This window comes from Pseudonocardia sp. DxW, from assembly GCF_058448985.1.
The window spans coordinates 82,208-96,758 of sequence record NZ_JBZFLK010000016.1 but is presented as its reverse complement, the minus strand read 5'-3'; the positions used below and the strand labels follow the sequence as shown (position 1 = coordinate 96,758).

Genomic DNA, 14,551 nt, shown 5'->3' with positions numbered 1-14,551 from the left:
ACTCAGGTCACCGGTGCGTAGCCACGCCGTTGCCTCGACCCGGATTCTGGGTGGCAGCGTCGGATGCGGGCCGGGGCGAGGTCGGAACCGCCTGCAGCCTGCGGCCAGTGGCGGCGGGGCCGTCAGGATTGCTGAACTCACCAGCTTTTCCGCGGAGTCCGGCGTTGGTGTCGAAGATCGACTTCTCGGTTGCCGACAGCACGGTCTGGATCTTCATTCCGGGCGCGTTCTCCATCTTCCACAGCGCCCGGCCCGGGCCTTCCATGGCCCAGCCGGTGATCACAGCCTGCTCCCGCTCAGAGAGCCCGAGCTCGGTAGCGAGCTCGTCACCGACCCGGGTGGACTGGCCGAGCAGGATCCGCGACGAACACAGGGCCAATAGGTCCTTGGCGATCGAGACCTCCTGCGAGCCCGCGGCGCCGACCGAGAGCAGGTCGGAGGGCTTGTGCATGACCAGCAGCTGGATCTTGCGCTCGGCGCGGGACAGCCGCAGGTCGGAGTCGACGGCCTGCACCGCGCGCAGGCCGAGGCGCATCTGACGCCAGACCTCGTCGCGCACGACGATGCGCACGTCGCCGTCGTCCTGCAGGTCGGTGATCATCGACGACCAGGACCCGAGGCAGGTCAGCGCGACCGCGATGGCCTGGTCTCCGCGGGAGCGCAGCAGCGAGAGGTCCATGGACTGGACCGGGGCGTCCCAGTCGAGGTCGAAGTTCGTCGGCTCGTCGAACAACCCACTCAGCGGGCCGACGACGAGGTTGGACAGGGCGTCGGTGATCTGGCGGGTGTGGTCGACGAACTGGCGGTGCGAGGCGAAGCGGGTGGCCTGCCACAGGTCCTCGTCGGGGTCGGAGAGCTGGGCCACGACCTGCGGGATCGTGATCGGGCGAAGCTCGGTGTAGCCGTCTGCGGCGCCGACCAGGCGGCGCAGGACGGTGGAGATGACCAGCTCGTCGGTGACCGTCGGCGCGTAGCCCTGGGCTTCAGCGAGGGCGGTGAGCAGTCGGGTCCAGCGGGCCAGGATCCCGGTGAGCTCCTCGTTTTGGCGCTCCGCGCTCCAGGTGCTCCAGCGATTCCGCAGCGGCCCGAGGTCGAGGGCGTTGAGGCGGTGCGGGCTGCCCCGCCCCAGCGCGATCGGCGTGATCCCCAGCGAGCGCAACAGCGGCGTGTATTCGCCCTTCACATCACCGGAGATCAGCGAGCGGACACCGAAGAGCATCATCCGCAGCATCAGCGCCACGACCGTGCTCGACTTGCCGCGGCCGGGTTCGCCGAACACGACCAGGTTCGGGTTGGTGACCATGCCGCGTAGCACCCACTCGGTGGGGTGGACATAGAACGCGCCCCCGGACTGGGTGTCATAGCCCAGCCGGGCCCCGATCGCAGGAACCCCGTTCGACGCGAGGAGTGGGAACAGGCCGCCGACCTCGGCGGTCGTGGCCTTGTAGACCGGGGCCCGGCGGGCGGCGTCGACCGCGGCCCACCCGCGGCCGGGCTCACGGGGCCCCTGACGGGGCGCGGTGGTCTGGTTGACCCGCGCACGACCGCGGTGAGTACTGGTCTCGTCGTCGGCGGTGTCTGGCACCGGTGGCGTGGTGAGTGGGATGCCGCGCAGGTCGGTGAACTGGCTGAGCAGCTCGTTGGTGCTGCGCGGCTCGACCCGTCGGCGGCGACCCGAGGTGAAGGGGTTGAACAGTCGGCTCATGAGTCGAAGGCCCTCTTCTCTCGCGGCAAGCCGATCCCGACCGGGAGGGCGGCGGCGACGAACGCGGAGTCCTGCGCCAGCTCGAGGCGCAGCAGGTGGAACCGTCCGGAGGCGTCGTTCTCCAGGCGGGCGGCGTGGTCTTCGACGTTCCAGTCCGCGGGCACGGTGATGGCCGAGGCGACGGTGAACCGGACCACGGCGTGCCCGGCTGCCACGGCAGCCTCTTGGTCGCGGGCACCGCGCTGACGTCGCGAGTCGATCGCGGTGGTGTTGAACCCGCGTTGTGCCTTGGCGTCGACCAGGACGTTGTTGCGGAACCGGTCGGACTTGACCACGCGGGCGCCGGCGGCGGCGGAGAGGATTTCGTAGTGGATCTGCAGAGTGCGCCGCTCCCCGGCTGTGCGGACCGCGAGCAGCGGGCCCAGCGAGCCGAAGATCGTGCCCGACTCCGGGGGCTGCACGGCGTAGGCCACCGAGGAGTAGCCGTCGTGGTGATACGCCCGTGCCGCGGGGGTGGGGGCCAGGGCGGGCCCGGCCTGGGAGATCGGCAGCCCGACGGTGCCGTCGGGGTCCGGGCTGGTCAGGTGCCGAAACGACAGCCCGGCTGCGGCGGCGGGGTTGAACCCGGTCTTGATCGCCTCGGCGATCCCGGTCGAGGACAGCCAGGTCACCGACTGCACCCCGAGCCCGCGCAGCCCGTCGGCGACGCCCTCGAGGAGCCGGTACAGGGCATAGGCGCGCCCGGCGATCCCACCACCGGCGGCCTTGGCCGGGCGGCGCAGCGCTTCCTCGGTGCCCGACACGGTCACGAACAACTCCGTACGCACCGACACCGAGGCGACGTCGCGGTCGATCTCCGCGGTGACCTGCCGGGCCAGGTCGGGGGCGCCCGCGCGTTGGTGGCGTTCACGCCACACGGCGTACTCGGTGCCGTCATCAGGGACGGTGCGCACCAGCAGCGAGACGCGGTCGACGACCTCGCGGTGCCCGAGCCCGACCAGCATCGACCCGAGTCGGGAGGCGAGGCGTTCGCACTCGTCGTCCGACAGCATCCCGACCCCGGAGTGGGTCAGCTTCGCCGTGGCGCCCCACCGGCCTTCGGCGGTGTCGTGGATCAGGCAGATCCGCGAACCGTGAAACTCCGGGCCGTCGGGGAACTCCAGCCGCGCCAGCACACCGGGCAGATCCGGCTCGGTGCGGTCACCGGCCAGGCCGGCGGCGGCGCGGGACTGCCAGGGAGACCAGCGCATCAAGACTCCTGTCTGGAACATGACCAGGTCGGCCAGCCACCGGAAGGCGGGGCGGCCGTGGATCGGGACGAGGATCAGTACGGCGACGATCGCGGCGAACACCGCCCAGCTCAGAGCCTGTGACCACTGGTTGCGCGACATCGCGATCAGCGCCGGGGCGCAGACCCCGATCAGCAGGAACGCCTGGACCGGGGTCATCCCCGCGATCCAGCCGATCCCCTCCTTGTGGTTCAGGCCCCGATATACCCGCGGGCCGGGAGACGGGCTGGTCGTCATCAGAGGTCACCTCCGGGCTGCTGGGTCGACGACGGGTGCGGTGTCGTGGTCGTCGTGGCGACGACGACGGTGTGGTTCATCGGCTGCCGTCGGCTCGGTCGGTGGCGGGCCGGGCCGGGCGCTCGGGTTCGGGCGGCGGACCGGGTGAGGACAGGCCGGGGGTGTCGGGTGCCGGCGTGGTCGAGGCCCCGTCCGTGCCGGCGTTGCCCAGAGGGGGCTCAGGAGGGTCCTGCGTTTCACCGCCAGCGGCGGGGTTGCCGCCGTCAGGTGGGCCGGGCTCGGGTGGCCCGGGATCCACCGGAGGCGGCTCCGGACCACCATCGGAGTCGCCGCCCTCTCCGCCTTCGCCGGCGTCTCCGCCTTCGACCGGCCCGCTGTTGCTGCCCGCGAACTGCCCGATCCGATTGGAGGTCGAGCTGTAGGCACCCCCGGCCGCGGAGCTGATCTGTCCACCGCTGGCCCCCGCTGCGGGGGCCGGGCCGGGATGCCCGATCCCGGTCTGGGCCATCTGCGACGAGCCGTAGCCACCCGCCGCCTGCCCGAGAGCTTTGGTGGCCAGATAGCCGCCGACCACCGCCGCCGCGGCCGCACCACCGGCGACCCCGGCACCCGCAGCCGCACCGCCCGCAGCGCCACCACCAGCGCCGCCACCGGCCGCGGCCCCGCCACCAGCGGAACCACCTGCCCCAGCACCGGTGCCCGCGCCCCCGGTCGCGGTGCTCCCACCGAGCTCGCCACCTGCGGCGCTGCCAGCGCTGGAGCTACCGCTGCCGATGTCGTAGGCCTTCTGCGTCGCCCGCGCGTTGTTGATCATTTCGCTGGCGCCGTTGTCGCCGCCCGGCTCACCGCCGCTGCGGGATCCGCCGCCGGAGCGCACGGCCATCCCCGCGCCCGTGCCCGGGTCGACGAAGGCCAGCAGCCGGTAGAGCACCATCGGGCAGAACAGACTGATCAGCAGCACCGCCGTCCCGGCCAACAGCCCGGCCACACCCTCGGTGCGGGACATGATGTTCACTCCGATGACCACGACCAGCGCCAGTGCGGGTTTCATCAGCACCGCGGCCAGCAGCCAGCGCACCACGCGCCAGAACATCGACGCGGTCGAGTCGGAGATCAGACACGCGGCCGCGATCGGGATGGTCGCGATCAGCACCATGATCGCCGCCGCGCGGAAGATCATCGCCAGGGCGAAGCCGAGCGCGGCCGGGATGATCCCGAACAGCGCGGCGATGCCCAGGATCATCGACCGGACGCCGTCCTCGACGTCCGCACCAAGATCGGGATTCTCTCCGAAGCGGTCGGCGACCGCAGGGTTGTCCAGGACCGCGGTGAAGCTGCCCTGCTCACCCAGATTGGACAAGAACAACTGGGTGAGCCCGTCGGCGCCGGTGAGCAGGACCGCGACCGCGCCGGTGGTCACCGCCAGCGCGATCCCGAACTGGACCGGGCCGGTCACCGCGCGGAACATGCCACGTCCGCCCCGCACGGCCACCGAGGCGAGCTGGTAGAAGAACAGGCCCAGCGCGATCAGCGCGGCCAGCCACACCATCGTCGACCACAACGAGCCCAGATCGACCGCGCCCTCGGCGCCTGCCGGCGGGGCCGGCGGGGCAGGGGCCCCGGAGACGGGGTCGGGGTTGTCGGCGTCGTTTCCGGTCAGAGCACCCGGAGAGACCTGCGAGACCGTGTCGGCGAGCTCGAAGCCGCCCTTGAGCAGCCAGATCGCCGAATCCCACACCGCCTGCATCGCCGAGCTGAACGCCGACGCGGCGGCCGAGCCGATGGGGTCCGACAAGTAGTCGCCGACCCCGGGGCCGCCCCCGCCTTCGCCGCCGTCGTCGGGTGGTGGCTGGGTCGGGGCGACGACGTGGGTGGGGGTCATCGCTGGATCTCCCGCCACCCGGCGGCCACGGCCTCGTCGCTGCCCGGCCAGGCCGAGGGCGCCGGGGCCGCGGTGGGCCCGGATGCGACCCGCCATTGATCGCCGACGCGGCGCATCGGCAGGCAGTTGCCCCACCCGGCGTTGACCACGCGGCCGTTGTTGTCGGCGACGAACTCGCCGAGCACACAGGCCACGGTGTAGGAGCCGTCGTCGGTGCTGCCCTTCACCATCGCGCCGGTCGGGGTCCAGGACATCGTCATCCCGGAGCGCAGCGGCCCGGTCTCGCGCATGTTCGCGCCGCGACGCAGGTCGACCAGGTCCCGGTACACGCGGGTCTGCTCCGGCCGAACAGCCCCCGGCTCAGCGACCGAGGCATAGGCCCGAGCCCAGGTCTGCGGGTCCCCGCCGGTCAGGCCGGTCTTGGTCAGCTCGGCCAGCTGTGCGAGGGCCCCCTCCTCGCTGTCGTCGAACCCGGTCGCGACCAGGCTGCCCACGACCTGCGAGGGCTGCGGCAGCGTGATCGGGGGGCCGGCGGTGCGGGTGCTCAGTGTGCGCGGGCTGACCGCCTCGATCGGTAGATCGAGCATCGGGCGACGGGCCAGTGCTGCCTCGGCCTCCGGCCCGCTACCGACACTCGCCCCGCCCGGAGCGGGCGCCGTCGACGTCTCCGGCCCCGAGGAGACCGAGCCGTCGCTGGTGAACATGCTGGTCACCGACACGACCACGCCGACCAGCAGCGCCAGCACCAGCACTGCGGCGCCTGCGAGGGTCAGCAGCGCGCGGCCCCGACTCCCACCGGCAGAATCCTGGTTGGTGCTCATCAGGCGGGCCATCACGCGGCGGAGCCTGCGAACTGCGAGACCAGGGTGTAGCCGAGCCCGAACAGCACGGCCAGGGCGAGGCTGCCGACGATCATGCGGGCGCCGAGGCGTCCGGAGCCGTGGTGGTCCCAGAGTCGCCCGGCGGTGGCGGCGACGATGCCGCCGAAGAACAGGCCGAGGATGCAGATCCCGGCGATCCAGCGCACGTAGCTCACGACGTCCTCGATCGCGCCCGCCCCGGGCGGGGCCTGCGGCCCGGGGTTCGGAATCTCCTGGGCAGGCAGCACGTGGACCTGGCTGAGCTGGGTGAGCAGGGTGTCGGTGAGCAGGTGGGGGATAGACATCGGGTGCCTCCGCAGGCGGTGGGGGGTTTCGGCCGGTGGTGGGCCTGGTCAGCGGCGTCGTGGGGACGTGACCAGGCCCCATGAGGCGAGCAGGGGTCGCAGAGCGTCGATGGCGCGGTCGGGGCTGGGGTCGTCGGTGACCCCGGCGATCTCCCAGCTGCGTTCGTGGGGGACGAACAACGCCTCGTCGAGCAGCGCGGCGACCCGGGGTCCGGCCGCGCCCGCGACGCCGGCGGGCCATTTGCGGGCGCCGTTGACCACCAACTGATAGACCGGGGTGGCTACGCCGCGCTGCACCCACGGCTCGAGGCGGGCGAGGAGCTGCTCGGCCTGGCGCAGCGAGGGCCGCGTGGCGCGCACGACCAGGATCGGGCGCTGCGAGGGCAGGCCACGTCGTAGCCAGCCTCCGGCCCCGTAGATCGGGGTGGCGGCGGCGCGCCAGCCGCCGTGACCGAGGTCGACCACGGTGGCGTGCAGCGGGTCCGGTACCGGATCCGGGAGCCAGGACGGCGGGATCGGCACCATCCCCGGGGTGATCGTCGGGAGCCGGGTTTCCAGGCGGGCCAGCAGCGCGTCTTCGCGCCAGCTGTAGCGCACCGACACGTGCTCGTTGACTGGGCGCAGCCACGGCCCTTCCTGCGACGAGGCACAGGCCAGACCGGAGCGGGCAGGGTCGTCGGCGTCGACGAGCAGCGCACACCGCTGATCGAGCTGGAGCGCGTCGGTGATCGCCGCTGCGACACAGGAGGCCCCGGCACCGGCGGAGCCGGCCAGGACCGGGACCAGCGCGCCGAATGCCGCCCAGGACACCGGGCGGGTGTCGGGGAACTCGAGGCGGGCCCGCTCCTGCGCCGTCTCGGTCGCCGCGCCGAGATCCGCGGCCGTGTCAGCCGGGTCCGGGCCGGGACCGCCGGCGACCGCGGCAGCGGAGGTGGCGTCGACGATGGCCTCGTTGTCGACTGCGCCCAGATGAGGGGCACGCGAGCGCGCCGCAGCACCGAGCCGGTGGTTGAGCTCGAACGGGCTGCGCGGTGCTGCGTGTGGCGGTCCGGCCCGGTTCTGTTCGGCGGCGGTCATCGGTTGCTGCCTCCTCGTGGGGCGATCTGGGCAGACATCGAGTCGGTGTTGGCTGGGGCGGGTGGGGTGGTGATCTGGGAGGCCGAGTCGGCGGCGTCGTAAACCTCACGCGCGACCGGCCCGAACCGGGGAGAGACCAGGGCGGTGTCGTCGCCGCCGGAGACCACCCCGACGACCTGGCCCCGACCGGCGGCGGCGTCCGGCCCGGCCAGCCACGGGCCGCCGGAGGCGCCCTCGGTCATGTCGCAGTCCAGGGCCAGGACCTCACCCGGAGCCGGGGCGGTGGCCCGGGCGAACGGCTCGACCACCGCGGAGCCGGTGCAGCCGCGCAGCGACTGGCCGTCGTAGGCGCCCAGCGAGGGATAGCCCAACGCGGCCACCTCGACGGTGTCGGGCACCGACCAGCGAATGCCCTGCGCGCCGAGGGTCTGCTCGGGCAGCACCCCGTCGCGGGGCAGCAGGGACACGAACGCGAAGTCGGTGTCCGCGGCGACATCCTCGATCGGGGAGTTGGCGTCCTGCCAGGCCGGGGGGACGTAGGCGGTGTCGACCGCCCAGCGGCCATGGGGCTCCTCACCGCCGGCGTAACCGGGGATGAACGTCGCGCCGTCCACACGCCAGTCGCCGTCGAGCCACACACAGTGCGCCGCAGTGGCCAACAGCCGCCGCGACGTGGAGGCGACCACGGTGGCCGAGCACTGGTGGCGGCCACCATCGACGACCAGCACCCCGACCGAGGAGGCTGACAGGCCGCCGACGATCGGTCCGGCCTGCCCCCGCACCGGCGGTGGGTCCTGCAGCGGGGACCTCGGGTCGGCCGACCCCCACGGCACGACCGACCCGAGCCCCACCATCCGGCCCCCTACTGGGGCGCCGGAGGACCACAGCACGACTGCCAGGGCCACGGTCATCACCGCGGCCACCGACACCGTGCTCCACCTGGACATACGCATCGGCTCAGGCGATGCCCAGCTTCTTGGTGCAGGCCGGCCATGCACCCCAGCCCTGCTCGGCCTGGACCTTCTCGGCCACGGCGATCTGCTCTTCCTTGCTCGCCTCGGACGCCGAGCCTTGCCCGCCGTAGGCCTGCCAGGTGGACGGGCTGAACTGGAGACCGCCCTCGTACCCGTTGCCGGTGTTGGTGCTCCAGTCGCCGCCGCTCTCGCACTGCGCGAGCTTGTCCCAGGTGGCCGTGTCGGTACCCGCGGTCTCACCGCCCGTGGCAGCCGGGCCCGCCTGGGCCCCCTCGGGGTCGCGTGGCTGCTCACCCTCGCCGCCCTGCACCGGCTCCGCGTTCTGCTCCGGCGCGGCCTGCTCCGGGCGTTCCTCGCCCGGTCCGGCCTCATCACCCGACGAGGAGTCGCCGGGCTGGTCACCGGAACCACCCTGCTCGCCCCCGGACGACTCCTCCTCGGCACCGGGGCCACCGCTGGCACCCGGACCGGCACCGGTCGAGCTGCTCTCACGGCTGATGCCGGAGTCGCTACCGGCGCTGGTGCTCTCGTCCGGGCTAGCGCCCTCATCGGGGGAGCCCGACTCGTCCGAGGAGGAACCCGACCCGGAGTCGCTACCAGAACTGTCGGACCCGGTGCTGTCGGTGCTGCTGTTGTCGGGGCCGGAGCCGGAGTCCACGACCAGGTCGATCGCGTCGAGCTTCTCCGAGAGCTGCTCGGCCACCGGGTCGACGTCAGCGGCCTGCTTGACCTGCTCGGCGAGCTTCTCCGCCCCGGCCTCCCAGCCCTCACTCGAACCGCCCGAGCCGGCGCCGGAGCCCGAGTCGCGGGTGGTGGACGTGCTGATGTCGGAGTCCTGTGCCGCGGACCCGCCGGAGTCGGGCGAACCGGACTCGCCCGCGGCCGGGGAGTCGCTGCTGTCGGAATCGCGGCTGATCGAGTCCGAACCGCCGGAACCGGGGGCATCCGAGCTGGGCGCCTCCCCGTCGGAGCTGCTGGTGCTCGACGAGCCCGAGTCGGGCCGATCCGAGGTCGACGAGCCGGTCTCAGCCGGGCTCGAGGAGCTCTCCGGCGAGCCCGCGGAGCCGGCGTCGCCGAGGTTGAGGTCGTCGAGCTTGTCCAGATCCGCTGGGTCGGCGCCGAGCTTCTCGAGCTGGTCGCGATCCATCACCTGCAAGACCGAGTCCCGCACAGTGCCGGCCTCGGCGTCCTGGCTGGCGCCCAGGGTCTGCATCAGCTCGCCGAGCAGGTCCATCGCGGCGCGTGCCTTCTCCATGTCCTGCCCCGAGCCCGAGCCACTCGACGAGGTCGAGGAGCTCGACGAGCTGGAGTCACTGCCCGAGTCGCTCTCCGAGCTCGACGAGTCCGGCGCCGATCCGCCGTCGGAGTCGCGCTCACCCGACCCGGAGCCCCCCGACCCCGAACCACCCGCATCGGACTCGCCGGACTCTCCGTCGTCCGGGGAGCTGCTGGTGCTGCCGGAGTCGCGCGACCCGGATGAACCGCCCTCATCCGAGGCCTCGTCGTCCGCGCCGGACGACGGGGAATCGCTGCTCGATTCGCGGTCGGTCTCCGACGACGAACCGGCATCGGAGCGGGACACGTCCTCGGAACCCGTGCTTGGGGAGTCCTCACCGCCCGGGCCGGTGGAATCGTTGGAACCCGCACCGGCCGAGTCATCGCCGTCCCCGGCCGAGGACCCCTCGCCGCCAGAGCTGGCGGAGTCCTCACCGTTGCCGCCAGGGCCCGACGCCTCCTCACCTGCGCTGCTGTCCTCGCCGCCACCCGCCGGTTCGCTGCCGGCGGACTCCGACGCGCCGTCGCCCTCGTCCTCGTCCTCGGGGGGATCCTGAGCGGGTGCAGCGGGTGCAGCGGGTGCAGCGGGTGCAGGTGCTGCGGCGGGGGCGTTGACGGCCGGGGCGGTGGTGGCTTCGGCCTGGTCCATGCAGGTCTGCGGCAACGGCGGTTCGGCCTGGCGGTCCGGGTTCGCCGCCGCCGCGGCGCCCTCGCCGGAGCTGCTCACCGCCGGGGGTGGCGCGACCGCGTTCTTGGCGGCCTCGCCCGCGGATTCGACCGCGCCGACCGCGCTGTCCGCGGCGCCACCGAGGGACTGGCCGATCCCCTCCAGCGGGCCCCCGCCATCGTCGGGGGGTGGGGCCTGTTTGGGCAGCAGATCGGCCGGGGTCGGGCCGTAGCCGGCCTTGGCCAGCCGGATCGCGACCTGGCGCAGCTGCGGGTCGGTGGTGCCGTTGAGCTGGTCGGAGACGTCCACGGCCTTCTGCCGCCAGCCCGGTTCGTGGGTGGCCGGGGTGAACCCCAGGCCGCTGATCTCGCGGGCCAGGCCGTGGGCGCGCGGGTCGGTACTCACCGCCAGATCGGTCAACAGCGCCCGGGTCTGGGAGCGGGTTTCGCGGGCGGCGTCGAGCTGGCGCATCGCTTTGCCGGTGTTGCAGGACTCGGCGGTCAGGCCCAGCTGCGCCGGCAGGGGGCTGATCGAGAACGCGGTCAGCCCGAGCATCGCCCCGGCGGTGAGCATGGCCACGGTCGAGCGGCGCAGCGCCGGGGCGTGCGAGCGGCGCGGGACATGAGCGGCCCAGGAGGGCCGGCGTGTGCGGGGACGAGGCATAACAGGACTCCGACGTGTCGGGGGGACTCACCAGAAACCGAAAAGGGGTCGAACGGGCCGCGCAGCGCGGCTCACCGGGCTGCGGCCATACGCCCGCCCTTGCTGTTTTCTTCCTCGGTCAGCGAGGTGCTCGAATCGGAGTCGGTGGACCCGTCGCTGCCCTCGGAATCGGTCGAGGACTGCTCGCCTTCACCGACCGACCACTGCTTGACCCAGTCGTAGTGGACTTCGCCTTCGCCACCACCGCCGCCGTTGTCGGGGAACCAGTCCAGCTGCAGGCACAGGTGCATCGGCCCCGGCGGGAGGATCGAGGTGTCGGTGGTCTTCCACCACTGTTCGCCGTCGAGGAATGCGGTGATCCCGTCCGGGGTCCACTCGACGGCGTAGTTGTGCCACTCGGTCGCGTCGACCTCGACCTCGCCGTGGACCTGGCTGTTGTCCTCGCCGTAGTGCAGGAACAGCTCGACCTTCTGCCGGCTCGAGTCCATGATCTCGGCGAAATCGACCTCGCCACCGACCGGGAAGTTCTCCGCGGTCGGCCACAACAACGCCAGCGCGTTGTAGGCCTCATCGCCCTGCGGGGCCTTCATCCGTACTTCCCACCGGCCGTACTGCTGGGAGTTGCCCCAGGCCATCCCACCGGTGGTGCCATCGGCGGTGCCGTTGATCGTCAAGATCCCGTCGGACACCGACGCCGCATCCGGAGACCGGACACCGTTACCGGCGTGACCGGGACCGTCATAGAGGTTCCAGCCCTCAAGCCCGGCGGATTCGAAGTCGTCGACGACATCGGGTTCACCCCAGCCGAACGCCTCGGCTGCGGTCGCGCCCTGCTCCCCCGAGCCCGAGCCACCACCCGAACTCGAGTCGTTACCGGATCCCGAACCCGAACCAGAACCGGCCCCAGAACCCGGACCACTCCCGGAACCAGCGTCATCGCCGCCGGAGCCGCTGTCGGTGCAGGACTCCGGCACGAAGTCCGGCTCGTCGGCACCCACGTCGATCAGTGCTTCGCGCAGCTCCTGGGCACGCGCGGAGTCATCCCCGTCGAGCTCGGCGAGTACGTGGGTGGCGGTGATCCGCCACCCACACTCGACGTCTTCCTCGGCCGGCGCGGCCGGGGCCAGCGCCGAGGCGGTCAGTGACGCCGACAGTGACAGCGCGGTCCCGAACCGCGCCACGAGCAGGGAACCCATTACCAGGCCACGCCGGGCCGACGTTCACCCGCGGGACGGCCCAGCGAGGTCGGGCAGCCGTAGAAGCCCTCGGCCACAGTTGCGGCGATCTCGCGCGCGGCGGCGCGGGTCGCCGGCTTGAGTGCGTCGAGGTCGATCTGCCCGCCGGCCTGCAGGTGCGGGTCCGGGGGCAGCGTGAGGACTGCGCGGCAGCGCTGCTGGAAGTGATCCAGAATCGGCTGCTTGTCGATGAACGTGCTGTCCCGATCCTGAGACAGCACAACTACGGCCTTCTTCGCCAGATCCGACCACTGGCGCGCGGCCAGCCAGTTCAGCGTTTTCGCCGCCCGCGAGGCCGCATCCTGGGTCAGTGACCCCACGATGACCAGCGAGTCACACCGGGCCAGACCGCCCTGCATCGCCGAATGCGTAATGCCAGTACCACTGTCGGTCACCAGAACCTGGCAGAATCGAGACAAAACGGACACGATGGCCTCGTAGTCCTTCTGCGAGAACGCCTCACTGGACTCGGGTTCCTGCTCGGAGGTCACCACCTGCAACCGATTGATTAGGTGCACATAGCGGGACAGGTCGCTGAAGCTGCGGATCTGGTCGAGGTTGTTGAGCAGCTTGCGCACGGTCAGCTGTGCGGCTTCGGTCTCACCGACCAGGCGGTCGCCCAGCGTCCCGGCGTCGGGATTGGCGTCCACGGCCACGACCCGCTCGCCGCGCCCTTCGGCCAAGAACAGGGCCAGCAGCGCCGAGACCGTCGTCTTCCCGACGCCGCCCTTCAACGAGCTCACCATCACCGAATGCGAGCCGTCCATCGGCGTGCGGATCTTGCGCTGTTGCCCGATCAGCAGCTCTTCGGTCCGGGACAGGCCGGGGTTGAGGCCCGTGGTCCGGTACAGCGCGGCTCGCCAGCCCTGCTTCGGCGCCGTCGCCCGCGACCGGACGGCGTTGACGAACGGTTCGGGGGCCCCACCCGGAAAGGGCGGGGCCGCGCCATAGTGCTCGGTCGGCTCCTCGTGCGCGGGGCCACGGGGCGGGCCCGCTGCCGGCGGGGCCGCCGCGGGCGCACTCGGCGCGGTCGCGCGGCCGGGCTCGGCCCTGTCCTCGCGGGGCGGAGCCTCGCCAGGGGGAGCGGAGACCTGGGCCGGTTCACGGGTCCGGCGGGCCTCGGCGGCGGGAGGCGCCTGCTGCGCCTCGTCACGGGGGCCGCTGCCCGATGACGGAGGGGGAGTGGACATCCACGCGAGGCTGGCGCTGTCCGGGGTCCACGGTGTGTCGTTGTTCGTCTCGGGCCGGGTGTGATTGGTCGATGTCATGAGCGGCTACCTCGCGGGATCAGGCGGACGGGTCGGGGACCAGATGGGGGTCGACGACCAGGCGGCCGTCGTCAGGGGCGCGGGTTATCGGCACGGTCATCCGGACCCAACTCGAGCCCCCCGCCACCCACCGCGGGTCCGCGGCCGAGGGAGCACTCGACGGACCCAACAGCCCCGGCGGGTCCGGCGTCTCCTCCGGCTCCGGAGCAGGGTCAGGCGAGGGGGAGGCGAGCGCATACGGCGTGATCCGCACAATGACCTCGACGAACACCACGACATCCGAGCGCCGGTAGATCCGGTTCGGCTGTGGTGAATCAGCGCGCTGCCTGCCCTCGCCCGCCCACCCCCAGGTACAGGCCTGGGGGTCGGCGAGCAGCGGCTGCAACACCTCCGCACGGCGAGTGGGCCGGTCCTGGTCGTAGGACTGGAAATCCGCCGCGAACCGGCCGGCGAACGCGGTCGCCTCCAGATCCGAGATCGGCTCCAGCGACCGCACCGACCGGGAGAACGAGTCCTCGCCCGCCACATACCGGGTCACCGAGGCCCGGCCCGGCTCGGGCCGGCGTGCCTGCTCGACCGGACGCCGACCGTTGAGAGGAGGCTGCTCTGGCAACTCCACATTGAGTGGGACCTGCGGGGCCGCCAACTCGGGCTCCGGGGCGAGAGCACGCATCGCCGGCGGAGCCGTGCTCGCGTCGGCGCCGAAGCCTGGTGCATCCGGCGGCAGATCTGCCAGCCCGGTGACGGGCGTGGCCACCGCCTCGTGGCCGGGCGCTCCATCACCGAGGTTCGGCGTGGTGTGGGTGTAGAGCTCCTGCTCGCCGCTGCCGGCGTCCGCGGCGGCCTCGGCGGGCGGGGCTGGTTCCGGCGCGGTCGTCGAGTCGTGCGTCGGCTCTGGCCGACGGCGCGACTGTGGGCGAAGCCGCGGGGAAAGTTCCTGCCGGGAGGCCGCATCAGGGGAGTCAGGGGCACAAGAGTCGTCCCCGGCGGGTCCTGTGCCGAGGCCCGGCGCCGTGCGCCACTGCGGGCCCGGCCGGGTCTTCGCCTTGGGCATCGCTACCGCCCCGCCCCTCGGATGAGGTCGGTGTGCGCTGCCGCTGTCAACCGCTCCGAG

The 14,551-nt window shown here is 72.5% G+C and carries 11 protein-coding genes; all 11 read right to left on the bottom strand.

Annotation, left to right across the window (positions count from 1 at the left end; all coding sequences use genetic code 11):
* Window positions 1–7: 7 nt before the first annotated feature.
* The 11 genes from ACVJO7_RS23665 to ACVJO7_RS23615 all read right to left on the bottom strand — a co-directional run bounded on the left by ACVJO7_RS23665 (window position 8) and on the right by ACVJO7_RS23615 (window position 14,491).
* Window positions 8–1,705 carry an ATP-binding protein gene (locus ACVJO7_RS23665; protein ID WP_491674682.1) on the bottom strand — a complete coding sequence of 566 codons (1,698 nt, stop codon included), beginning with the start codon at window positions 1,703–1,705 and terminating at the stop codon, window positions 8–10.
* Window positions 1,702–3,231, bottom strand: coding sequence for an SCO6880 family protein (locus ACVJO7_RS23660; RefSeq protein WP_491674681.1), 1,530 nt, complete (start codon window positions 3,229–3,231; stop codon window positions 1,702–1,704). Before ACVJO7_RS23660 ends, ACVJO7_RS23665 begins: the two co-directional genes overlap by 4 nt.
* A 76-nt stretch (window positions 3,232–3,307) precedes the next feature.
* Window positions 3,308–5,113: a TrbL/VirB6 family protein gene (locus ACVJO7_RS23655; protein WP_491674680.1), complete on the bottom strand. Its 1,806-nt coding sequence runs from the start codon at window positions 5,111–5,113 to the stop codon at window positions 3,308–3,310.
* Complete coding sequence (locus ACVJO7_RS23650) at window positions 5,110–5,934, bottom strand: hypothetical protein (protein WP_491674679.1); 825 nt, start codon at window positions 5,932–5,934, stop codon at window positions 5,110–5,112. Before ACVJO7_RS23650 ends, ACVJO7_RS23655 begins: the two co-directional genes overlap by 4 nt.
* A gap of 11 nt (window positions 5,935–5,945) precedes the next feature.
* Window positions 5,946–6,278, bottom strand: a complete 333-nt coding sequence (locus tag ACVJO7_RS23645; RefSeq protein ID WP_491674678.1) for a hypothetical protein — start codon at window positions 6,276–6,278, stop codon at window positions 5,946–5,948.
* Between the two features lie 48 nt (window positions 6,279–6,326).
* Window positions 6,327–7,355: a hypothetical protein gene (locus ACVJO7_RS23640; protein WP_491674677.1), complete on the bottom strand. Its 1,029-nt coding sequence runs from the start codon at window positions 7,353–7,355 to the stop codon at window positions 6,327–6,329.
* The gene (locus ACVJO7_RS23635; protein WP_491674676.1) at window positions 7,352–8,308 is read right to left on the bottom strand and encodes a trypsin-like serine peptidase; all 957 of its coding nucleotides are present in this window, start codon (window positions 8,306–8,308) and stop codon (window positions 7,352–7,354) included. The genes ACVJO7_RS23640 and ACVJO7_RS23635 overlap by 4 nt, the downstream gene beginning before the upstream one ends.
* 4 nt (window positions 8,309–8,312) lie before the next feature.
* On the bottom strand, window positions 8,313–10,844 hold the full coding sequence (locus tag ACVJO7_RS23630; protein ID WP_491674763.1) for a transglycosylase family protein: 2,532 nt from the start codon (window positions 10,842–10,844) through the stop codon (window positions 8,313–8,315).
* Between the two features lie 161 nt (window positions 10,845–11,005).
* Window positions 11,006–12,130, bottom strand: a complete 1,125-nt coding sequence (locus ACVJO7_RS23625) for a glycoside hydrolase family 16 protein (RefSeq protein WP_491674675.1) — start codon at window positions 12,128–12,130, stop codon at window positions 11,006–11,008.
* Entirely contained in the window at window positions 12,130–13,437 is a 1,308-nt protein-coding gene (locus ACVJO7_RS23620; protein WP_491674674.1) for a MinD/ParA family ATP-binding protein, read from the bottom strand. The genes ACVJO7_RS23625 and ACVJO7_RS23620 overlap by 1 nt, the downstream gene beginning before the upstream one ends.
* Window positions 13,438–13,456: 19 nt before the next feature.
* Window positions 13,457–14,491: a hypothetical protein gene (locus ACVJO7_RS23615; RefSeq protein ID WP_491674673.1), complete on the bottom strand. Its 1,035-nt coding sequence runs from the start codon at window positions 14,489–14,491 to the stop codon at window positions 13,457–13,459.
* Between the last annotated feature and the right edge of the window lie 60 nt (window positions 14,492–14,551).